The organism is Nocardia sp. NPDC046473 (genome assembly GCF_040645995.1).
Classification (GTDB): domain Bacteria; phylum Actinomycetota; class Actinomycetes; order Mycobacteriales; family Mycobacteriaceae; genus Nocardia.
This window is the reverse complement of record NZ_JBEYZJ010000001.1, coordinates 852,277-872,196: the sequence shown is the minus strand read 5'-3', so window position 1 is coordinate 872,196 and position 19,920 is coordinate 852,277. Positions and strand designations below refer to the sequence as shown.

The window sequence follows — 19,920 nt, the reverse complement described above, 5'->3', positions numbered from 1 at the left end:
TTCCACAGCGGATCTTCGGTTGCGGTCTCACTGGGCTTGAAGACACATCATCCGAATGTGATCCTGATCACGTTATTCTAGGCCCCGCCTGACGGCATCCTCAAGGGCGGCCGATTTCAGAGGACGTCGTTGCTCGAAAAGCCACCTGTACCAACGATTCACGCCTTCACCTGTGGTTACCGACAGCGGCAGGATCTGCACACCGGGGTTCACCGCGCTGGCAAACTCGCCGCACTTGTCCAGATCGAAGTCGACATAGGGCAGCAGATCGATCTTGTTGATCAGCACCAACTCGGCGGCGGCGAACATGTGCGGATACTTCAGCGGCTTGTCGGTGCCCTCGGTCACCGAGATAACCACGACCTTGCTGCGTTCGCCGAGATCGAATAGTGCCGGGCAGACGAGATTTCCGACATTTTCGATGAACAGCAAGGTGCCCGGCGCGGGGTCCAGGGTCTCCAGCGCGCGGTGCATCATCTCGGCATCCAGATGGCAACCGGCGCCGGTGTTGACCTGCACCACCTTGCAGCCGGTGGCCTGGATGCGCTCGGCGTCGAGCAGGGTGGCCTGGTCGCCCTCGATCACCGCGACCGGCAGCTCGCCGAGCTCCCGGATGGTCCGCTCCAGCAGCGTGGTCTTGCCCGCGCCGGGTGAGCTCATCATGTTGAGCGCGAGGATGTCGCGCTCGGCCAGCCATTCCCGATTACGTTGCGCCAGTTCGTCGTTCTTGGCCAGAACCTTCATTTCCAGGCTTACCGTCTCGGTGCGCGGCAGGTGCGCATGATCGGCGCCGGGGCCGTGCTGGTGCTCGTGGTGATGATCATGGCCGTGCTCGTGGTCGTGCTCATGATCGCCGTGCTGGTGGTGTTCGTGCGGGACGCGGATCACGGCTGCCGCGTCGTCGCCACATCCACAGGTTGCGCACATGCTTCGCTCACTTCCATCGACCGGATGCGTAGGTCGCGTCCGGAAAGGATCTCGACATCAGCGCTCCCGCAACGACACAGCACAATCGGATCGGCCAGGCCGAATTCGGCGCCGCAAGAACGACACTCGGCGGTGCCGAGTATTTGCTGAATGACCAGTCGCGCGCCTTCGGCGACCGTCCCCTCGGCGGCGAGTTCGAAACAGAATTGCATCGCGTCGGGCACCACCGCACATAACGCGCCGACCTCTACGGTGACACTGTGCACCGTCCGGCCGGCGGCGTGCTCACACACGGCGTCGATGACGCTCTGGGTAATGGCCATTTCGTGCATCGCGGTTCTCGGATCATCGAGTAGGCCCCCTTTCGAGGCTACCTCCGCGCCCTGCGCCGTCGTGACCGAATCAGCGCGGTTGTCCCGTTCTGGTAGTGCCGATTCCGGCCAGAATGACGCGCAGACCGTAGTCGAACTCGGCGTCGTAATCAGCAGTGAATAGGGTGCCTACCAATTGGGCGGTCAGTGGGTATCGGGCAGTGTCGACGACCTTTTCGATGCGATCGGGCCGGTAGGGATTGCTGTCGTATTCCGCTCCGCATACCGGAGCCGAGCTCGAGCGCCTCCTGGTGATGTTGCAGCAACAACATCAATCTGGCACGACCGTCAGCATCGGACACAGCCGAGATTTCCACTCGGCCGCTGCGGCGAATGCTTTTGCCTCGGCGTGGCGCGGGCGTGGCCACCGCGTGTCGGCCGTTGTCGACTGGCCCGAGGACGCCGCATCGTGGCTGCGGCAGGCCCAACGCCTCACCGCCGGAGCCCCCGACGCGTAGGTGATCGCCGCCTCCGTCGCGGGTTTCGTGCAATTGAGCCGGCGGCTCGTGCACTCCACTCGCTGGACCGCGCGTCGCACCTTCGCGTTCGCGTCGCTGGCGGATCCGAGGTGCGCGGCGCTCGCGGGCCCCGAAGTCCTCGATGGACTACGGGGCGCGACCAGCGAGGGCGGCAGCTAGGCAATCTCCGGCAACGAGGTTGTGCACGTTGCCGATTGACTACCCGATCTGATCGTCGACCGTGGCGACGGCGGCGTTCTTCTGCACCGACTCGATGCCGTTCTGCGCCGCGGTCTCGCTCTCATACGCCTGGGTGGCAGCGATGACCTCGCCGTTCAGCACCTCCAGTCGCTAACGGCTACCGATGGGCAATCAGGTGCTGCGCACGGCTTCCTGCTCGATCGATTCCTCGGCGTGGGTGGCACCGATCCAGTGCAGCAGGTCGTGGATGGTGTCGTCGGCGAGGCGGTAGCGGACGATGCGGCCGTGTTTGGCACTGGATACCCAACCTTGGTGGCGGAGCAGGCGCAATGCGTGCGAGACCGCGGTGCCGGACATGCCGACGGCGGCGGCGAGATCGCTGACGCTGATGTCGGGTGCGTGGTGCAGGCACACCAGGAGGCGGAGCCGGTTGGCGTCGGAGAGCAGGTCGAAACGGCCCGCCCAGTGCTCGATGCCGGCGATATCCAAACCCGATGCGGCGCGGCCTGCGTGATCGGGGTCCAGCGGAATGCTCACTGCCACATGTCTACTCTGCCGGTCCTGGGCGAATACGACCAGTCCTCGGCGATATAGGAACATATGTTCATCTGAACAGATATCGCGCGTATCGTCTGCAGAGGTGAGCTATCGCACCACCCAGGCCATGCACATGAGCGACGGCATCGTGAACGCGCCGACCTCGTTGATCTTCGCGGTAATAGCGGTTGGCGGCCTAGGTTTCGCGGCTTGGCGGGCCCGTGCCGAACTTGATGAGCGGGCCGCGCCGATGGCCGGGCTGGTGGCCGCATTCATTTTCGCGGTGCAGATGGTGAACTTTCCGATCATGCCGGGGGTGAGCGGGCACCTATTGGGCGGTGCGCTCGCCGCGATTCTGGTCGGGCCGTACGTCGGCGCGCTGTGCGTGGCGATTGTCCTTGTCGTGCAAGCACTTCTGTTCGCCGATGGCGGGTTGACCGCGCTCGGCACGAACATCACGAACATGTCGCTGATCGGGGTGACGGTCGGGTACACGGTCGCGCGGCTCGTGCTGCCGGTGCTGTCGCGGCGACGAGCCGATGCGGGGATCGGGATCGTCGGATTCGTGGCGGCGTTCGTCGGAACTGTCGGCGCTTCCTCGGGTTTCGTGATCGAGTACGCGATCGGCGGGGCGGCGGGCTCGACGGTCGGGGCGGTCGCGGGCTACATGCTCATCACGCATGCGCTGATCGGTGTCGGGGAAGGGATCATCACCGCGATCACGCTCATCGCCGTGGTCAACGCGCGACCCGACCTCGTCTATCTGTTGCGGGTCACCGGTCAGCGCCGCACCGCCGCGACACCGCTGCGGCCGCGACTGTCGATGACCGGATTCCTGTTCGCGTTCGCCGCGGTGGCGGTGCTCATCGCGGGACTGCTGTCCTACGTGGCGAGTTCGCAGCCGGACGGGCTCGACGCCACCACTCAGCGTGGTTGCACCGTGGTTCAGGTCGACGGCGCCGAACAACTGCAGGGCGACTGCATCGCCAAGAATGCCAAGGAGCATCATCTCGCGAAGTCGCCGTTGGCGGGGTACACGATCGATGGCGACAACAAACTCACCGGCGTGGCAGGCGTTCTCGGGGTGGCGGCCGCGTTCGCGGTGTTGTTCGGCGTGGTGAACCTGATTCGGACCGGACGGAAGAACCACGCCGGGTCGGAGTCGACGTAAGTGACCGTTGCCAGTCATCGCCTGTATCTGCCGGGAAGTTCACCGGCGCATCGGGTTCCGGCCGAGGTGAAGATCGCGTGCGCGGTGCTGACGGTGTTCGCCGTCGTGGCGACGCCGCGAGAATTGTTCTGGCCCTTCGGTTGTTATGCGCTCGGTTTGGTCGCGTTCTGGAGGTGGGCGGGCATTCCGTTGCGCTGGATCGCGCCTCGGCTGCTGATCGAGCTGCCCTTTGTTGTGCTGGCGGTGTTGCTGCCGTTCGCGGCGGGTGAGCCGAGAACGTCGTTTCTCGGGCTGTCGTTGTCCACCATCGGGCTTTACGCCGCCTGGGGGATCGTCGCGAAAGGGACTATCGGCGTGGGAGTTTCGTTGACGTTGGCCGCTACTACGAACGTGCGCGAATTGCCGGGCGGACTCACCAGGCTGCGCGTTCCCGGGATGATCGTCACCATTGTCGTGCTCATGCTGCGTTACGTCGACGTGCTGCTAGCGGAGGCGGCGCGGATGCGGCTGGCGCGGATCTCCCGCGGCGACGACCCGCGAACGCTGCGCCAAGCAGGTGCGACGGCACGTGGTGCGGGCACCTTGTTCCTGCGTTCCTACGAACGCGGCGAGCGAGTGCACCTGGCGATGCTGTCGCGCGGTTTCGACGGCGCCGTACCGGATTTCGGCACCCAACCCGCGACACGAACGCAATGGCTACTCGGCTGCCTACCCGCCGTCGCCGCGATCTGCGTCTGCCTGACCGCCTGGACGCTGCGATGACCGACTCGATAACGCCCGCAGTACGTTTGGTCGACCTGACCTTCGCCTACCCCGACGGAACCGGCGCACTGCACGGCGTCGATCTCGACATCGCCCCCGGCGAACGGGTCGCCGTCCTCGGCCCCAACGGCGCCGGAAAATCCACCCTGATGCTGCACCTCAACGGCGTCCTCATCGCGGCATCCGGCGAGGTACACATCGGCGGAACCCTGTTGAACCGCAATACCGTTCGCACCATCCGCCAACGCGTCGGCCTCGTCTTCCAGGACCCCGACGATCAACTCTTCATGCCCACCGTCGAACAGGACGTCGCCTTCGGCCCAGCCAATTTCGGCATCCGCGGCAACCAGCTCACCGAAAACGTCCGTGCCGCCCTGGCCGCCGTGGGCATGTCCGACCGAGCCGACCGCTCCCCCACCCAACTCTCCGTAGGCGAACGCCGCCGCGCCGCCCTGGCAACCGTCCTGGCCTGCCAACCAGAAGTCCTCGTCCTGGACGAACCAGCCGCCAACCTCGACCCCGTGGCCCGCCGCGAACTAGCCGACGTCCTGACCGCCCTCCCCACCACCATTCTCATGGTCACCCACGACCTCCCCTACGCCCAACGCATCTGCGACCGAGTAGTAATCCTCGACGCAGGCCGCATAGTCGCCGACGGCCCCACCCACGAAATCCTCGACGACACAGCCCTTCTCGCCAAACACCGCCTGAGCTGACCGACACAATCGACGCCCCGATCCGTCGATTACGTTGAGCCAATGGGTGATATCCAAATCGCAACGGCACTGGAAGCCACGGCAGACCTGGTAGCAGAGGTGAATGCGCTCGTTCGACAGCTTTCGACGACGGCCGCGCCGCTGACCATCGACGGGCTCGCCGAACTGATCGCGTCCGACTCCGCGACGCTGCTCATCGCCTCGTCCGAGATAGGCGTCGTCGGCATGCTCACGCTCATCACCTACCCGATCCCGACCGGCATCCGAGCCCGGATCGAAGACGTGGTCGTCGACGAATCCGCCCGAGGCAAGGGTGTCGCGTTCGACCTCACCCACGCGGCAGTCGAACTCGCACGCAAAGCCGGAGCCCGCACCGTCGACTTGACCTCGCGACCATCCCGCGAGTCCGCCAACCGCCTCTACCAGCGAGCAGGCTTCAGCCCCCGAGACTCCCTCACCTACCGCCTATCCCTCTAGACCACCCGCGGGTCCACCCACTCATGAGATAACCGACCGTATCCGAGGATGAAAATCTACCGTGGTGAGTGTAGACATTCTACGGAAGCGGGTATACAGTCTCTGTTGTTCGAAGAGAAGATCGAGAGGCCGGGCAGGTGAACTGCCCGGAATGAAAGTTCCACCCCGTCCCCTCCGGCGGAGAAGAGAATCCGGTGCACTCGGCCGGACCGCCGGAGGGGGACGAACACGCAAGATGGACAAGTAAGGCGCAGCTCGAACCGGCAATCCAGGAGGTGGTCACTGAGTAGTCATTTATCGGTTCCGCGTCCCGGCATGTGTCGGATGCGGTGTGGAACATCGGCTTTCGTGGCCGGTGAACAGAATTGATACCCCTCTTCCGTAATCCCAGGCCCCGGCGCACACGCGCCGGGGCCTGCCTGACGTTGAATCCCGAGAGGTGCTGTGCAGCAACCGAACACCGACCCCGCCGACGGCCCCAGCGCCGCAGACAAACTCGACGACGACACCTACCCCGCCTACAGCATGGGCAGAGCCGCGGAAATCCTCGGCGTCACCCAAGCATTCCTGCGCGGCCTCGACGCCGCCCAACTCCTGACCCCGCAACGGTCATCGGGCGGGCACCGCCGCTACTCGCGCTACCAACTGCGCATCGCCGGACGCGTACGCGAACTCGTCGACGCCGGAAACACCCTCGAGGCGGCGTGCCGCATCGTCATCCTCGAAGACCAGCTCGCCGAAGCCCAGCGCCTCAACGCCGATTTGCAGCACACCCTCGACCAGCGCGCCGACCCGGCTGACCCTGGAAAGAGAACGTGACCGAACCACGCACCGCCCGAATGGGCGCCCGACCCCTGTCAGGCGAGGCCCGCGAGCGCTGCGAGTCGCGCGACGTCGTCGAAGTTCGCGTGGCTCAACGCCATCTCGATGCGGGCGATACTGATCTCCGTCGGCCCGAACATGACTCCTCTCGACCGATGGTCGGCGCCGAGATACCGAGTCTGCGCCTGCGCGCGGGCGAGGAGACGATCGGTTTCCGGAATGTCCCTGCATGCCTGCCGCGCCTTTCGCGCCGCGAGCAGGTACAGCGCGCCGAGTAATGCGCGGGAGTCGGCCGTATAGCGCGCAGTCGGATCCGCCTTTTCGAGGTAGGCGGCGGCGTCCACAGGTTTCCTTGTCCCTGGGCTTGACCTTGCCCCTGGGGCAAGGTTCGACGATGGTTCGCATGAACAACAACGCACTGCACACCCTCGAAACCCAGATCCGTGAGCAGGTCGCTGCTTACTGCCAGTCCAACAACATTCCCGGGTTCGTCGCGGGCGTCTACCACGCCGGCGAACAGATCGTCATAGCCCACGGCACCGCGAACGTCGCCACCGGCGCGGCGATGCTCGAGGACACCGGATTCCTGTTCGGCTCTGTCACCAAGGTCTTGACCACCACGCTGGTCCTCCAACAGGTCGAGCGCGGACTGCTCGACCTTGACGCGCCGGTAGTGAAGTACCTACCCGAATTCGTCCTGACCGCACCGGGCGCGGCGGACAAGATCCTGGTCCGGCACCTGATCTCGCACACCAATGGCATCGACGCAGACCTGTTCTTCCCCGATGCCAAGGGCCGCGCCGCCCTGAAGACCTACGTCGAGGGCCTCGCGAGCAGCTGCGGCACCCTGTTCGAGCCCGGCGAGCAGCTCAGCTACTCCAACGGCGGCATGATCGTTGCGGGCCGCCTGCTCGAAGTGGTGACCGGTCTGCCCTTCTCCGACCTGCTCGAGCGTGAGATCTACACACCCGTCGCGATGTCGGACTCCGGCACTTCAGCCGAGCAGGCCATCCTGCGCAGCACCGCTGTAGGCCACTTCCTGAACCCGGAAACTATGGCGGCCGAACCCACCAGCATGTTCATGCTGCCCGACACGTGGGGCCCTGCGGGCGGCACACCGATCGGCACCATCACCGATCTGCTCGCCTTCGGACGCACCCACCTCGCGGGCGGCGTGTCCCCCTCCGGCACACGCGTCCTCTCGACCGAGTCCACCACGCTGATGCAGCAGGTCTCCCACGACATGGCGACCCCGAACGTCCCGCCGATGGGCCTGGGCTGGGTGCGGTATCCGTTCGGTGACACGACCGTCCTCGCCATGTCGGGCGCCTCGCCCGGCGGCGTGTCCATCCTGTGCGTCGTGCCCGAACACGACCTGGTCTTCACCGCCTACGGCAACACCTCGGGGGCGATCATGCTGCACGACCAGGTCCTGCAACGACTCCTTCGCGATCGTCTCGGCGTCCAGATCCCCACTCTGGTCACCGAATCCGAGCCCGACGTCGACCTCACTCCCTACGTGGGCACCTACCGCTCCGATCAGCTCCGCATCGACGTCAGCATCGTCGACGGTCAGCTCGAAGAACGGATGACCTACGAACCCGCGGACGAATCGCAGCGGCAGATCTTCACCGCATTCGCCGGCGGCATGACCTCTGCCCCGCCGCAGCGCTACGTCCCGATCCGTCCCGGCCTTTTCGCGCCCGCCGGATACCCACTCGAGACGTTCGACGGATACCTGCGACTGCTGCTCGTCTCCTACCATGACCTCCGCGACGGGCAAGCGCGCTTCCGCAACGGCGGTGGCCGCCTGACCCGACGGGCCTGACCGTTCCGTATAACCTGACCGCCTCGAGTGGAAGGATATCCAGCATGATCACGATCGGCCGGCTCGCGGAATACGCCGGAGTGACCATCAAAGCCATCCGCCACTATCACGAACGCGGTCTGCTCGCCGAACCCGACCGCGACTCGTCCGGCTACCGGCGCTACACCGCCCAAGACGCCGTCGACCTCATCAAGATCAGAACCCTGGCCGAGGCGGGCGTGCCGCTGGCCCGCATCAAGGACCTCCACGACGCGGACCCGGACACGCTCACCGCCGCCATCGCCGAGATCGACCGCGACCTCCGAGACCGCATCGCGCAGCTGCGACGAACCCGCGACCAACTTGCCCAACTGCGCGGCGGCGAACGGCTTTTCGTCTCCCCGGAAGTCGCCGACTATCTCGACGATCTACGCGAACTCGGCGTCAGCGAACACCGGATACACCTGGAACGCGACGGCTGGATCCTCATGCAGACAGCCGCACCCGAGGACGCCGCCCGGTGGATCACCGAAAAACGCGACCTCATCACCGATCCCGAGTTCCGTGCCATCTACCTCGAACACGACGCCGCCTACGATTGGTCGCCGAACGATCCCCGCCTCCCCGCCCTAGCGGACCGTACCCGGAACTGGTTCGCCAACCACAGCCGATCCGAGACCCACCCCGTCCACAATCCGACCATCGCTCGGTTGGCCGCACAGTCCCAACCCGGCGCCTCTTCCCCGGCATGGGACCGCCTCGCCCAACTCATGAAGGGCTAGCCCCGATTCGGTGTCCTGCCCGGTTCGACATGCGTGCTCGCTCGCGTGACCCAACACTCACACCGGGCACAGCGCAATAGCACGTGCAACATCCTGAAATCGGTGCGGGTTCAGGCGGTCAACGACGCGCGCGGTTCAGCGAGGCGCGCGGCGCCTGGGTCCTTCGTACCGGGCGGCGACATCGAGGTTGACGTCGAAACCTCTTGCGGTGCTCTCCGATTCGCCTGTTTGCTTACCATTCACCAAATGTCTCAGTCGATTTGCGGCCGTCGTGGCGTGCGACTGCTTAGGATCAGGCATGAGAACGCGAGTGATTGTGGTCGGAATAGGTTTGACAGCAACGCTTTTCGTATCCACTGGCACGGCGCTGGCCACAATTCCGGTGGGACCGGGCCCCTCCGGGAACTACGTGGTCGAACCGCAGCCGAGCAACTGCCATTACCGAACGGCCGCGGGCGGTGCAGCCCTCCCGGATCCCGCCTGCACACCCGGCGCCACGAATCCCAAAGTCATACCCGATACCCTGAACTCGACCATCTGCCGGTCCGGCTATACCAAGTCCATCCGGCCACCGGCCTCGATCACCAACGCCGAGAAGAAGCTCAACGCCAAGTCCTACGACTACACCGGCCCGCTCTCCTCGGCCGAATACGATCATCTGGTGCCGCTGGAACTGGGCGGCGACCCGAACGATCCGCGCAACCTCTGGGTGGAACCAGACGCCTCACCCAACGCCAAGGACAGCGTGGAAAACCGCCTGCACCAACTGGTCTGCAATGGCACGGTGCCGCTGCAATCAGCGCAGGAGGCCATCGCCACCGACTGGACGACAGCACTCACCACAGTCGGCGGCTGACAGCAGGGCCACATTGCGCAGACGGCAACCGCTCTGTTCTGCTGCAATGAATACCAAACATCCTCTCATCGGCCAGATGTGGATATTCCGTACCGCAGCACATCGCACCCTTCCGGTCGCGCTGTAAGCAGCTATTTGCGCGTGTTGAAAAGTGCTGTCAGCCAACGATTCCGGACGGCCGACCAACGCGCGCTCCGCGGCGGCTTCCAGCACGGCGACCAGTCTCTCCAGTACAGGCAGCGCCCGCTGCTCACGTGCGGTCAGTTGCTGCAACGCCCTGGCCGGAGCAGTCGAACTCAACTGGTTGTAGCGATCCAGGTTGCCGAGGTCGCGGGCCGCTGCGCACAATGGACCCATGGTGTTCGGAATGCCGGTGCAGTCCTTTTCCGGCAGTTATGCGGATGACCGCGGCGTCGAACCCCTTGTGTGGCAATTCGTGCCCACCACGGGCGACGTCGGGCACGCTCGCAGCTTCTTTATTCGAACCGTCATTCGCGGAATGCTGGTGACAGGAGGGGCTTTCGACGGACTCGAACCCGACGACGCCCATGCCGCTGCCGCGGCGCTGCCGCTGCTGAACGAGACCGACGACAAGTACGCCTGCGTGCTGTACCGATGCGTCCTGCACGCGGACCTACCGTGTGCGGCCGAGATCGACGGTGACCGGCGCTCGGCAATCGTGCGGTTCACCGTCGACCTGCGGGCCGACCGCCCACCGCTGAACCAACATTTCGCAGTGCACCTGGACGGCACGACCTACGAAGTGGACGTCGACGGCGGCCTCGACGAGGGCCTGGCCCGCCTCGCGGCCGCCTTTCCACCCAACATCCACCTGATCTGCTGTCACACCTGCCAATTCGCCGGCTACTCACCGTATATCGGCTACGACATGGTCGGTATCAACTGCCACCGCGAAGCCCGAACTCGTTACCTCGCCGTCCGATCCAAACGCGACTACACACCGGACCTGATCACCGAGGAAGTGCCGGAGAACTATCTGTGCCCGGAATACCGATTCCGCATCCCCGGTACCGGGTTCGGTGTGTAAATCACCGACCATTACGAAGACCCGGACCGGGCCCTTGATGTGTGCTAGCCCAATCCGGAAATTCGCCCGTGAGCGGCACGCCGGGACTCTCGGAGCGATCGATTACGGCGACGGGCTCGGTCCGAAATCAGGCGATAAACAACGAAAGCCATTACAGTGCAACGATGTTCGGCTCTACACCCACGCGTTGCTCCAGCGGAAATTGCTGATCATCCTGACTGGCCAACCAGTACAAGGAGGGGCAACCAGCCGATGCTGATCGGGACGCCAGTCGCAGGCCTGGTCGCTCGGCGCGTGTTCGACCGCTCATCGGCAATTCCGGATGTTTTAAGGCGTTAGCGGCCGACCCCGGCCACTGTCCTCTCGAATCGCGCGCTCCGCGGCAAAGTAGCGCGTTCGAGCTAGCGAGTTGGGCGTTGCTTATCCATCCCGGAAATCGACGATGCCCTTGCGCGAGGCTGACCAGTTTGGTTGGGAAAACTTCGTCTTCGCCGGCCGGGACATCGGCCCACCTTTGACGCTCAACGAACCGGCAACCGGGAACGGCGTTGCGCCGATAGCTGGACCTGGCCGCAACGGCCGACCGAACGCGTCCCGCAGCGTACCGTCCTGCCTCAGCCGATGCCGTCCTGCACCGGATAGTCGATGACGACCACACCGCCGGTGGCGTAGTTGACGACATCGGCGGCCGCCCGCAGGCCGTACTCCGACGCCTGTGCCGTGGTCATGGCGGCGGCGTCGGCGAAGTCGGCTTCGAAGACCGCGAAATAGGGCGTTTCTCCCCTCTTCGCCGCCACGTCGAAGCTGTAGCGCCACGCAAGCAGGCCGGGCCACTTCATGACCAGTGGAAGGTGGTTGGTCACGTAATAGTCGCGGAAGTGGTCAGGGTCGACGGGCTTGGGATACAGGACCAGCAACTTATGCATGACTGCCTCCTGCATCGTGTATGAGTGCGGTGTCCGGTACCGCGGTCGGTTGAATCGTCATATGCGCAGGTTAGGGCTTGATATGTGGTCGAGGGAAAGACCGGGACGGGATAGACTCAGAACGGATCGTTATCAATCGGCCGGGAGGGCATGTGGCGCCGGATACGGTGAGTCTGCGGTACTTTCTGGTGCTGGCGCAGGAGTTGAACTTCACCCGCGCGGCAGCTCGGATCGGTATCGCGCAGCCCGCACTCAGTGCCCGGATGCGCCGATTGGAGGCGGAACTCGGTACGAGCCTGCTGGTTCGTAACACGCGGAGCGTCGTATTGACCACGGCCGGTGCGGCTTTGGCGGAGTCCGCGCCGCCCGCGCTGGCGGCGCTGGACCGGGCATGGGACACCGCCCGGAACGCGGGGGCCGGTGAACTGGGCACGCTGCGCATCGGATACAGCCTCAGCGCGGGGGCCGAGACGGCACCGGCCCTGGTGGACAGGCTCATTCGCAGCAGCCCGGGACTCGAGGTCGGCGCGGTCCCGATGACGACACCAGAGATCTCCCCCGCAGTCGCGGACGGCCGCATCGATGCGGGAATCACCCGCGGTGAACAGCCGGGTCGTGGCGTGCGCCGGTTCCCGCTGCGGCGTTTGCGCGTCGGGGTCCAATTGGCGCAGCATCATCCGCTGGCCGAACACCCAGAGATCGAGATCGCCGATGCGGCTGCGTATCCGCTGCGACTCCCCGACCGTACAGCCAACCCCGTGATCCACGATCAGCTGTCCGCACTGTTCCGCGACAGCCGGCTGAACCCCCGATTCCACACTCCCCCAGTCTCTTTCGACATGTCTCAGCGCGACCTACGCGACGGGCTCACCCTCGCCCCGGCCGGTGAAGCCGCGATCACAACCCAACCGGCCGGTATCACGTGGCGACCGCTGCAGGGCGCACCCACCTTGACGATCCACCTGGTCCTCCCGCGCGAGCAGTCACCACTACACCGCCGCATCCGCACCGTCGCCAAAACCCTGGCACACGAGCTGCACTGGCTCCCGGACTGACGCGCAGCAGGTCACGCGAGACGGACGTCGGCGGTGGCGAGGCCGACCCGCAGGGAATCCGCATATTCCACAGCGGATGTACTCGACCATACGTCGGTGAGACTTCCTACGGGTAGCGGATATTGATCGACCGACGACCATCCGCAATTCGGCAAAAGTAGCGGACGTTCTGCGCCGCAGTCGATCTCGCCGCGCAGAACGCGCCACGCAGCATGTGCCGATGTGTCGAAGCAGAGCCTGCCGAACTTGTCGGTGGCTGGTCGTAGCGTTCGCGGCATGAACTGGAGACCGTGGTTGGAATTGTGGAGCGAGGAATGGACCTCTGGCAGAGATCTCGAGGAGCTGGTCGTTGCATGACTCCCACTACCCCGCCCCGCCCGGCCGATCTCGAAGCCGTATTCCCTGAGCTCGCGCCACTGGCCCGCACCGCAACCCGGCTACACCCGCGTCCGGGAAGCCCATCGCCCCAAGACAGTTCGATCGGCGGCCCACTGTTGTGGCCTGCCCGTGAGCCATGGCCACACTGCCGCGAAGACGCCCACCACACAGCACCGATCACGCTGATGTCGTTGGCGGACGCCAGGCTGCGACGACGCATCGACTTGGCCAGAGAAAGCAGGGAGGCATTGGCCAGGCCCAGCCGGGAGGGATGGGGATACACCCCCGAGGAGCGGGCGCTCCTCGAACAGATCCAGCCGCGGGACAAACCCGAGGGCCCCGTCGCGATGCTGCCGGTCGCCCAGCTGTACCTGCGTGATGTACCCGGTCTACGTCCACCCGAGGGCGCGGATCTGCTGCAGGTGTTGTGGTGCCCCTTCGAACACGACGACGGAATGCCCACGACCGCCGTGTTCTGGCGGACCGCGGCAGCGGTTATCGACATACTGCTCGCCCCACCGGAACCCGCGGCAATGGACGGTGTGGTCTACGTCCCCGAGCCGTGCTTGGTCCATCCGGAAGAGGTGATCGAATACCCGAGTGCGATGGAGTTCGGGAAGGAGATGCACGAACGACTGGAACGGTGGGCCATCGCCGAGCTCGGCGTCGAATACCAAAACTTGTGTATCCCGCCCGGCTGTAAGGTCGGCGGCTATGTCAATTGGGGCATGACAGACCCTTATCCGACCCCCTGCCCCACCTGCGGCACCCCGACCGAGCCGCTACTGACCATCTCCGGCACGGAGTGGGCCTTCGACCTCCACCACTGGATCCCGTACGAGGACCAGGCCGCCAACCTCGCGTGGGGTCCTGCCCAAGACGGCCCGAAAAGGCCCACCCGGATCTGTGTCTCCGACGACAACGCCCAGATCATCCGAGTCTGCCCGGCATCACCTGAGCACCCACACACCCAGATAATGCAATAGCCACACCGACCGACATCGAATGGCCATCCGCCGCAAGGAAGACGAAGTTCTCGGCGACAGCAACCGCCCATCGGCGACGCGGCTCGAACATGAGATCAGCGAATGTCGGATCCTGCGGTCCTCGATGCACCCTCGCCTTGCGCTGCCGACGAGGAAGGGGCACAACGGAGTGACCGGGCCTGCGGTTGATTGACCGGCGTCGCTGTGAGGGAATGTCATGCTGGCCAAGGACGGTTGCACTGCGGTGTGAAGGCTGTTGGTTTCTACGATTTCGGCGATCCGGACGTACTGCGCGAGCTGGAACTGCCTGAACCGCAAGCGGGCCCGGGTGAGGTCCGCATCCGCGTGCACGCGGCCGCGGTGAATCCCACCGATGTTCTGCTGCGGACCGGCGGCCACGCCGTCCGGATGCCCGATCAGCGGCCCCCGTTCGTGCCCGGTATGGATGCCGCAGGTGTGATCGACCAACTCGGTCCCGGGGCTGACGGCCGGCTCGCGGTGGGCCAGCGGGTGCTCGCCATGGTGTTGTTCACCGGTCCGCACGGCGGCGCATACGCCGAGCAGGTCGTGGTACCCGCTGCCTCGGTGGTGCCGGCGCCGGACGGGATCGGCTTTCCCGCCGCGTCGACCCTGCTGATGAACGCGATGACCGCACGCCTCGCTCTGGACGCGCTGGCCATACCGCCCGGCGGAACTGTCGCCGTGACCGGTGCGGCAGGCGCGGTCGGCGGATACGCGGTCGAGCTGGCCAAGGCCGACGGACTGACCGTCATCGCGGACGCCGCCCCGCACGACATCGATCGGGTCCGCCGGTTCGGCGCCGACCACATCATCGAGCGCGGCCGCGACGTCGCCGCCCGCATTCGCGCGCTGGCACCCGATGGGGTTACCGGCTTGGTGGACGCCTCGATGCAGACCATCGAAGCAGTGCCCGCCATCGCCGATGGTGGCACACTGGCCGAACTGCGCGGCTGGCCCGGCCCGGCCGAGCGCGGCGTGCGCGTGCGTCCGGTGATGGTGACCGACGGCATCACCGACACCGAAGCACTGAACACGCTGCGCCACCAAGCCGAGGCCGGCACCCTGACGTTGCATGTCGCCGACGTGTTGCCCGCCACCGAGGCGGCCAGAGCCCATCGCATGGTGGAAGCCGGTGGTCTGCGTGGGCGGGTGGTACTGGACTTCTCCTGAACTGGGACGGCTCGCCGAGCGGCTGAAACTCTGGACATGAGCAAGCTGCGGGCCGACGTCGGTGCCGACTGGGACTTTGTCCCTTGCTCCCACAGCGCCGAAAAGATGCTGTCCCCGTTGATCATTGATGTGGTGACCCAGTGCGCGCAGTTCTGACTGCACTCGTCGTGAACGCCGCAAAATCGGCATGATGGTGCGTTCGGCCTGGCCTCGGCCCGGCCAGTCCCGAAGCGACCCGTAAGCGGACGTTCTGGATAAGTTGGCAGGCGGCCGTCAGTCAGCACTGAACCTTCCGACTCCAACTCGCCTTACTGGGTGTTGGTTAGGCGCGGAATTTTGTCCTGGGATGGCAATGGGAACTTCCGGGTCGTCGCTCGAGCAGCCTTGTCCTCGGCTTCGGCGGCCTTGTTGGCAATCGTCACGTCCAAAGGCTTGCCCTCAGCAGCCTTAGCAGCGGTCCGAGCATCGTCGGCCGCGGTGATCAGGGCGGCACCAGCATCGTCTGCCGTAGTGGTGATGGAGGAGGCGGTAGAGGCGACCGTTGCAGCTGCTTCCACGGCCTCCGCGGCAGAGGCGGCGTCCTCGGCACGAGCAGCGGCAGCTTCGGCTGTCTCCGTGCGGACATCGGACGTGATGGCTTCGGCGCGGGCGACGGCGCTATAGGCACGCTGACACGCTTGGATGACAAACCGCTTCTCCGCAGGACGTGCGTTATGGCCGACGCAATGGTTCTCCCATGGCTGCATCGCGTGCGCGGTGCCGGTACCGACCCACAGCGCCGCTGCGACCACGGTCAGCATTGGGCACATCGCCCGTGCACGTGTTCCCATACTCAACCTTCCACTGATGTCGAGATCCGTGAGTGGCCAACCCGCACATGAATGCTGGGCTATCGAGACTCTATTCGGAGCGGCTCCTGCCCCGGATCGGGCAGGCGCGCACGCCAATCAGTACACGAGTTCCGCGCAACTTCGGAGGCGAGCCAACTGGCAGCCAAACACCCCCTTTTCGGTGCGGGCTGCCGTTACCGCTCGCAGTGCCCTCCTGGATGATGGCCGCCTGGCTTGCCGCGACCTGGTCCGGACTTTCCTGCGCCGATTCCAGGCCTCCTGTGATGGCATTGCGCTGGACTACCGTGCCTCGCGCGACGAAGCAGATATCAAACGCGGCTGGCCGATCGGCCATAGACCGAACGGTCAGCCAACCCAATCCGCTCCTGACACGGGTACCTCTCGACCCGGACCGGTCTACGTCTGCGCGGCGGAAAGTCGCGGGATCTCCGCCAATTCGGGAGCTTTGAAAGCCTTCCGCGAGGCTTCGACAGCCTTCTCCTCCGCCTCCGCTGCCTCATTGGCACGCGCCACATTCCTAGGCTCGCTCTTTGCCTTGTTTGCGGCTTTGGCCGCAGCTTTGGCCGCGGCTTTGGCCGCAGCAGCGGCGGCCGCGGCCTCGGCAGTGCCTTCGGCGGCGTCCTCTTTGGCGGCGGTATCGGAGGCGACGACGGAGGCGTCTTCGGCGGCTTCAGCGGCTTCGGCGGACGCGTCGTAGGCGTAGGAGGCGGCGGTCTCGGCGTCTTCGGCGGCGGCGGTATCGGCAGCGGCAGTGGCGGAGGCGGCGGCGTAGGAATCGGCGGACTCGGCAGCGGCAGCATCGGACGTGGTTTCAGCGGCGGCGGCGGAGGCGCGGGCGGCGGCGCTGTAAGCACGCTGACACGCTTGGATGATGAACGGTTTTTCCTTCTCCACCTTGGCTTTCACGTCAGTACAGTGCTCCCCCCACGGTGGCGCCGCGGACGCGGAGACCGGGGTGCCGATCCCGGCGCACAGCATCGCCACAGTAACCGCCAATACCGCGCCGATCCCCTGCACGCGAGCACCCATTCCAGCCTCCTGTGATGACAACGAAACCGATGACGGCCGATCGCACCGAAAAGGAACAGGACCGGTCAAGAACTTATTCGGAACCACACCGACCACGGATGGGGCACGCCACAACGCACGCACATCGGCATAAGTAGCGTGCACTGGGAGGCGCTGTCAGCCAACCGATTTGGACGATCGACCAACGCGCGGTATGCGGTAAAGCGGACGTTCGAGCGCCAGCGCACTGTTGAGGTGCCGAAGACGCCGGCCTGAGCCGATGCGCGAAGGCGGTGAGGTTCCATCCGTTGGTGCGCCCACTCCGAATGACCAGTGTCGAACCGCAGATTCCGTTCGGAACCGCTCTACAAGGAAGATCCACGATGAAGCGACCCTCGCTTCGCATTCGGTACCGGTCAAGCCTTGCATGCCGGGATGTGCCGACCCGGGTGGGATCGAGGCCGTTGTGTAGATGAGTCATCCGTGCCAACCAAGATCCTGACATCACCTGGAGGGAATATGCATACTCTGCGCGCCACACTCACGACCGCAGCCTGCGGCGTCATCGCTGCGGCAGGCTTGGTGTCGTTCACCTCAACTGCTCACGCAGCGGAGATCTGGACCTACACCTGCGACACCGTCGAAATTGCGCATTCTTCGCAGTTGCCTGGACTCGTGATCGGTAAAGGCAGCTGTCAGGCGAGCAACGGAGCCCCCGAAGATGAGGAAGAGATCACCAAGCAATTTGTTCTTGTCGGGCGCAAGGACAACAGGAAGGTGAACTGCACAACGGCCCGCCCCAAACCCGGAATACCAGAATCAGGGGGGCCCAAAAACTTTGGTTACGTGTACGGGTCGGGCAAGAAAGTGAGAGGCGAGCAGTGCGAGGTCCTGAAGAACTAGCCCCATGACGCGGGGGTACTCGACCTACGCAGAACCATGCATGAAAGGAATACCTGTCCGTCAACGGATTCCGGGCACTCACCGACTGCCCTGCCAGACGGGCCATGCGACCACCCCACGCGACCGTCGTGTAATCGGCAGAAGAAAGCGCGCGTCCCAGAGGCGTTGGTGGCCGACCGGCCTGAGGCTGGGCCACTGCCCGCTCGGATCGCGCGCTCCGCGCATGTGCGGATGTCCTTGGCTCGCGGTAACTTCGCCACTGACCACTGGATCCGAAGATCCTTGCCTGCCAATGTGCGGTACAGGTATGGCGCTGACGCCGCCGGTGTTGGGATCGATCGGCCCGGCGGCCGCGAGGCCGAGCTATGATCACATGGTCGCGAAAAGCGATGTTCCGTGGTTGCTCCGCGGGACATCGTTCGTACATCGATCCAGATGGTTCTGATCGTTGAGCGTCTCCTTGCTGAGACCGGGCATCCCGTCCGCTCCCGGCACTGACCATCGCCGACACGTGTCGGCGCTACAGAGGAGCGCAACATGCACAGGACCATTGCCATTGTCGGAGCTGGGTTGGGCGGGCTGACACTCGCTCGGGTACTTCAGGCTCACGGCGTCGCCGCGACGATCTACGAGGGTGAGGCTTCGGCGACGACCCGGGCGCAGGGCGGCCTGCTCGACATCCATGAAGAGACCGGCCAGGTCGCGCTTCGTGCAGCCGGTCTGTACGACGAGTTCCTGACTCTGATCCGCCCGGGCGAGGACGCCAAGCGGGTGGTCGACCGCCACGGCACGATTCTGTTCGATACACCCGGGGACCGCGGTTCGGTCCGCCCCGAGGTCGACCGTGGCGAACTCCGGCGCCTGCTCATCGACTCACTGGCGCCCGGGACGATCCGGTGGGGTCACAAGCTCGATTCGATCGGGCACCGGATGGAGGGCGGCTACGACCTCACCTTCGCGGAAGGTTCCGCCACACAAGCCGACATCGTCATCGGCGCGGACGGTGCCTGGTCGAAGGTGCGTCCGCTGCTCACCCCCGCCGAGCCTGTCTATAGCGGAACCTGCTTTGTCGAGATCGCTTTCGCCGCAGGCGAACAGAACTGTCGGGCGAGTGTGGCCGCGATCGGCAGCGGCACCCTGATGGCGGTCGAGCCAGGCAAAGGCATCATCGCCCATCGCAACGCCGACGAGAGCGTGTCCGGATACGTGGCGCTGAACAAGCCCGAGGAGTGGATGAGGTCGATCGACTTCGGTGACCCGTCCGCGGGCCTGCGTCGACTTGCCGACGAGTTCGATGGCTGGTCGCCGCTGCTCACCGCCTTCGTCACCGAGAGCGATGCGCAACCGTGGCTCCGACCCATCTATGCCCTGCCCGTCGGGCTCGAATGGGGCAGGGTGCCCGGCGTGACGCTCGTCGGCGACGCCGCGCATCTGATGTCGCCCTTCGCCGGCGAGGGCGCGAACCTCGCCATGTACGACAGCGCTGACCTGGCGAGCAAGCTGATCGAACAACCCGACATCGAAGGCGCGCTCACCGCCTACGACGAGAGGCTGTTCCTGGATAGTAGCGACGCCGCCGCCCGCGCGGCGAATAACCTGGAGCTCTTCTTCGGCCCGGAAGCACCGCAGAGCGTAGTCACTATGTTCGATCACTGACACTTCAACGCGGCGTGACGACGTCAGGGCG

Annotated in this window: 24 protein-coding genes and 1 pseudogene; 16 read left to right on the top strand and 9 right to left on the bottom strand. The window is 65.2% G+C overall.

From position 1 onward, the window contains the following. Positions 1-72: 72 nt before the first annotated feature. From hypB to ABZ942_RS04195, 3 genes are all read right to left on the bottom strand, one after another. Positions 73-927, bottom strand: coding sequence for a hydrogenase nickel incorporation protein HypB (gene hypB, locus ABZ942_RS04205; protein ID WP_357378857.1), 855 nt, complete (start codon positions 925-927; stop codon positions 73-75). Continuing rightward, positions 885-1,259: a hydrogenase maturation nickel metallochaperone HypA gene (locus ABZ942_RS04200; RefSeq protein WP_357378855.1), complete on the bottom strand. Its 375-nt coding sequence runs from the start codon at positions 1,257-1,259 to the stop codon at positions 885-887. Before ABZ942_RS04200 ends, hypB begins: the two co-directional genes overlap by 43 nt. Positions 1,260-1,329: 70 nt before the next feature. Further along, the gene (locus ABZ942_RS04195) at positions 1,330-1,479 is read right to left on the bottom strand and encodes a TetR/AcrR family transcriptional regulator C-terminal domain-containing protein (RefSeq protein ID WP_357379370.1); all 150 of its coding nucleotides are present in this window, start codon (positions 1,477-1,479) and stop codon (positions 1,330-1,332) included. Between the two features lie 277 nt (positions 1,480-1,756). On the opposite strand from ABZ942_RS04195, the gene ABZ942_RS04190 reads away from it, so the two are divergent. Then, positions 1,757-1,936, top strand: a complete 180-nt coding sequence (locus ABZ942_RS04190) for a hypothetical protein (protein WP_357378853.1) — start codon at positions 1,757-1,759, stop codon at positions 1,934-1,936. 39 nt (positions 1,937-1,975) lie between these two features. Here ABZ942_RS04190 and ABZ942_RS04185 read toward each other — a convergent pair whose 3' ends face one another. Continuing rightward, complete coding sequence (locus tag ABZ942_RS04185; protein WP_357378851.1) at positions 1,976-2,098, bottom strand: YegP family protein; 123 nt, start codon at positions 2,096-2,098, stop codon at positions 1,976-1,978. A 30-nt stretch (positions 2,099-2,128) separates the two neighbouring features. Further along, the gene (locus ABZ942_RS04180; RefSeq protein WP_357378849.1) at positions 2,129-2,500 is read right to left on the bottom strand and encodes a metalloregulator ArsR/SmtB family transcription factor; all 372 of its coding nucleotides are present in this window, start codon (positions 2,498-2,500) and stop codon (positions 2,129-2,131) included. Positions 2,501-2,621: 121 nt separating this feature from the next. Here ABZ942_RS04180 and ABZ942_RS04175 point away from each other — a divergent pair. From ABZ942_RS04175 to ABZ942_RS04150, 6 genes and pseudogenes are all read left to right on the top strand, one after another. Then, positions 2,622-3,266 (top strand): annotated as a pseudogene (locus tag ABZ942_RS04175) (energy-coupling factor ABC transporter permease); the annotation flags it as partial. Positions 3,267-3,317: 51 nt separating this feature from the next. Further along, a complete protein-coding gene (locus ABZ942_RS04170; RefSeq protein ID WP_357379368.1) occupies positions 3,318-3,665 on the top strand; it encodes a PDGLE domain-containing protein in 348 nt (115 codons plus the stop codon). Next, positions 3,666-4,427, top strand: coding sequence for a cobalt ECF transporter T component CbiQ (cbiQ, locus tag ABZ942_RS04165; protein ID WP_357378847.1), 762 nt, complete (start codon positions 3,666-3,668; stop codon positions 4,425-4,427). Continuing rightward, positions 4,424-5,143: an ABC transporter ATP-binding protein gene (locus ABZ942_RS04160; RefSeq protein WP_357378845.1), complete on the top strand. Its 720-nt coding sequence runs from the start codon at positions 4,424-4,426 to the stop codon at positions 5,141-5,143. The genes cbiQ and ABZ942_RS04160 overlap by 4 nt, the downstream gene beginning before the upstream one ends. Positions 5,144-5,185: 42 nt before the next feature. After that, entirely contained in the window at positions 5,186-5,620 is a 435-nt protein-coding gene (locus ABZ942_RS04155) for a GNAT family N-acetyltransferase (RefSeq protein WP_357378843.1), read from the top strand. Positions 5,621-6,064: 444 nt separating this feature from the next. Beyond that, positions 6,065-6,439 (top strand): MerR family transcriptional regulator, encoded by a 375-nt coding sequence (locus tag ABZ942_RS04150; protein WP_357378842.1) that lies wholly within the window; start codon positions 6,065-6,067, stop codon positions 6,437-6,439. Between the two features lie 38 nt (positions 6,440-6,477). Here ABZ942_RS04150 and ABZ942_RS04145 read toward each other — a convergent pair whose 3' ends face one another. Further along, positions 6,478-6,786 (bottom strand): hypothetical protein, encoded by a 309-nt coding sequence (locus ABZ942_RS04145; RefSeq protein ID WP_357378841.1) that lies wholly within the window; start codon positions 6,784-6,786, stop codon positions 6,478-6,480. A 59-nt stretch (positions 6,787-6,845) separates the two neighbouring features. Between ABZ942_RS04145 and ABZ942_RS04140 the strand changes: the two genes are divergently transcribed. The 4 genes from ABZ942_RS04140 (at position 6,846) to ABZ942_RS04125 (ending at position 10,935) form a co-directional block, all read left to right on the top strand. Continuing rightward, complete coding sequence (locus tag ABZ942_RS04140) at positions 6,846-8,270, top strand: serine hydrolase domain-containing protein (RefSeq protein ID WP_357378839.1); 1,425 nt, start codon at positions 6,846-6,848, stop codon at positions 8,268-8,270. A 44-nt stretch (positions 8,271-8,314) separates the two neighbouring features. Beyond that, on the top strand, positions 8,315-9,031 hold the full coding sequence (locus ABZ942_RS04135) for a MerR family transcriptional regulator (protein ID WP_357378837.1): 717 nt from the start codon (positions 8,315-8,317) through the stop codon (positions 9,029-9,031). A 298-nt stretch (positions 9,032-9,329) separates the two neighbouring features. Next, positions 9,330-9,887 (top strand): hypothetical protein, encoded by a 558-nt coding sequence (locus ABZ942_RS04130; RefSeq protein ID WP_357378835.1) that lies wholly within the window; start codon positions 9,330-9,332, stop codon positions 9,885-9,887. Between the two features lie 355 nt (positions 9,888-10,242). After that, on the top strand, positions 10,243-10,935 hold the full coding sequence (locus ABZ942_RS04125; protein WP_357378833.1) for a DUF6304 family protein: 693 nt from the start codon (positions 10,243-10,245) through the stop codon (positions 10,933-10,935). A 614-nt stretch (positions 10,936-11,549) separates the two neighbouring features. Here ABZ942_RS04125 and ABZ942_RS04120 read toward each other — a convergent pair. Then, a complete protein-coding gene (locus tag ABZ942_RS04120; protein ID WP_357378831.1) occupies positions 11,550-11,861 on the bottom strand; it encodes an EthD family reductase in 312 nt (103 codons plus the stop codon). Positions 11,862-12,013: 152 nt separating this feature from the next. On the opposite strand from ABZ942_RS04120, the gene ABZ942_RS04115 reads away from it, so the two are divergent. The 3 genes from ABZ942_RS04115 (at position 12,014) to ABZ942_RS04105 (ending at position 15,471) form a co-directional block, all read left to right on the top strand. Beyond that, positions 12,014-12,916, top strand: coding sequence for a LysR family transcriptional regulator (locus ABZ942_RS04115; RefSeq protein WP_357378829.1), 903 nt, complete (start codon positions 12,014-12,016; stop codon positions 12,914-12,916). 353 nt (positions 12,917-13,269) lie between these two features. Next, positions 13,270-14,280, top strand: coding sequence for a hypothetical protein (locus ABZ942_RS04110; RefSeq protein ID WP_357378827.1), 1,011 nt, complete (start codon positions 13,270-13,272; stop codon positions 14,278-14,280). Between the two features lie 246 nt (positions 14,281-14,526). Beyond that, positions 14,527-15,471 (top strand): NADP-dependent oxidoreductase, encoded by a 945-nt coding sequence (locus ABZ942_RS04105; RefSeq protein WP_357378825.1) that lies wholly within the window; start codon positions 14,527-14,529, stop codon positions 15,469-15,471. Between the two features lie 308 nt (positions 15,472-15,779). Here the strand turns inward: ABZ942_RS04105 and ABZ942_RS04100 are convergent, their stop codons facing one another. Together ABZ942_RS04100 and ABZ942_RS04095 are read right to left on the bottom strand one after the other, a co-directional pair. Then, entirely contained in the window at positions 15,780-16,271 is a 492-nt protein-coding gene (locus ABZ942_RS04100) for a hypothetical protein (RefSeq protein ID WP_357378823.1), read from the bottom strand. Between the two features lie 447 nt (positions 16,272-16,718). Continuing rightward, positions 16,719-17,351 carry a hypothetical protein gene (locus tag ABZ942_RS04095; RefSeq protein WP_357378821.1) on the bottom strand — a complete coding sequence of 211 codons (633 nt, stop codon included), beginning with the start codon at positions 17,349-17,351 and terminating at the stop codon, positions 16,719-16,721. Positions 17,352-17,813: 462 nt separating this feature from the next. On the opposite strand from ABZ942_RS04095, the gene ABZ942_RS04090 reads away from it, so the two are divergent. Both ABZ942_RS04090 and ABZ942_RS04085 read left to right on the top strand, forming a co-directional pair. Further along, positions 17,814-18,233: a hypothetical protein gene (locus ABZ942_RS04090; protein ID WP_357378819.1), complete on the top strand. Its 420-nt coding sequence runs from the start codon at positions 17,814-17,816 to the stop codon at positions 18,231-18,233. Between the two features lie 537 nt (positions 18,234-18,770). Beyond that, on the top strand, positions 18,771-19,889 hold the full coding sequence (locus ABZ942_RS04085) for an NAD(P)/FAD-dependent oxidoreductase (RefSeq protein WP_357378817.1): 1,119 nt from the start codon (positions 18,771-18,773) through the stop codon (positions 19,887-19,889). The last annotated feature ends 31 nt before the right edge of the window (positions 19,890-19,920 follow it).

Bases quoted from the DNA above. Each gene is read 5' to 3' on its own strand.
- ABZ942_RS04160 (WP_357378845.1), top strand. From the start codon at position 4,424: ATGACCGACTCGATAACGCCCGCAGTACGTTTGGTCGACCTGACCTTC.
- ABZ942_RS04085 (WP_357378817.1), top strand. From the start codon at position 18,771: ATGCACAGGACCATTGCCATTGTCGGAGCTGGGTTGGGCGGGCTGACA.
- ABZ942_RS04120 (WP_357378831.1), bottom strand. From the start codon at position 11,861: ATGCATAAGTTGCTGGTCCTGTATCCCAAGCCCGTCGACCCTGACCAC.
- ABZ942_RS04100 (WP_357378823.1), bottom strand. From the start codon at position 16,271: ATGCTGACCGTGGTCGCAGCGGCGCTGTGGGTCGGTACCGGCACCGCG.
- ABZ942_RS04200 (WP_357378855.1), bottom strand. From the start codon at position 1,259: ATGCACGAAATGGCCATTACCCAGAGCGTCATCGACGCCGTGTGTGAG.
- ABZ942_RS04095 (WP_357378821.1), bottom strand. From the start codon at position 17,351: ATGGGTGCTCGCGTGCAGGGGATCGGCGCGGTATTGGCGGTTACTGTG.
- ABZ942_RS04140 (WP_357378839.1), top strand. From the start codon at position 6,846: ATGAACAACAACGCACTGCACACCCTCGAAACCCAGATCCGTGAGCAG.
- ABZ942_RS04130 (WP_357378835.1), top strand. From the start codon at position 9,330: ATGAGAACGCGAGTGATTGTGGTCGGAATAGGTTTGACAGCAACGCTT.
- ABZ942_RS04125 (WP_357378833.1), top strand. From the start codon at position 10,243: ATGGTGTTCGGAATGCCGGTGCAGTCCTTTTCCGGCAGTTATGCGGAT.
- ABZ942_RS04170 (WP_357379368.1), top strand. From the start codon at position 3,318: ATGACCGGATTCCTGTTCGCGTTCGCCGCGGTGGCGGTGCTCATCGCG.
- hypB (WP_357378857.1), bottom strand. From the start codon at position 927: ATGTGCGCAACCTGTGGATGTGGCGACGACGCGGCAGCCGTGATCCGC.
- ABZ942_RS04155 (WP_357378843.1), top strand. From the start codon at position 5,186: ATGGGTGATATCCAAATCGCAACGGCACTGGAAGCCACGGCAGACCTG.
- ABZ942_RS04135 (WP_357378837.1), top strand. From the start codon at position 8,315: ATGATCACGATCGGCCGGCTCGCGGAATACGCCGGAGTGACCATCAAA.
- ABZ942_RS04110 (WP_357378827.1), top strand. From the start codon at position 13,270: ATGACTCCCACTACCCCGCCCCGCCCGGCCGATCTCGAAGCCGTATTC.